The sequence below is a fragment of the Mycobacterium sp. NGS34 genome (assembly GCF_059812845.1).
Window position 1 is genome coordinate 1 of the sequence record NZ_JCALDM010000074.1, and the last position, 242, is coordinate 242.

Consider the following 242-nt stretch of genomic DNA (forward strand, 5'->3'; position numbering starts at 1 on the left):
GACATGTTGCTGCCGGCCGTCTGCACCTTCTGGCCATGCGAGTTGGCCTGCTCGTAGATCACCTGGAAGTTGCGACCCAACTGGGTGATGAACTCCTGGCAGGCCACCGAACCGGCGCCACCCCAGAAGTCACCAGCGGCCAGCACATCGCGAACGATGGCCTGGTGCTCGGCTTCCAACGACGCGGCCTGGGCGCGAATCGTCGCACCATGGGCATCCACATCGCCAAACTGGTAATTGAT

1 protein-coding gene is annotated in these 242 nt (G+C 62.4%); it reads right to left on the reverse strand.

Annotated features, from left to right (window positions below):
* Positions 1-242: WXG100 family type VII secretion target (locus AC5Y7V_RS31445; RefSeq protein WP_499883801.1), on the reverse strand; the 242-nt coding region annotated here is incomplete at both ends.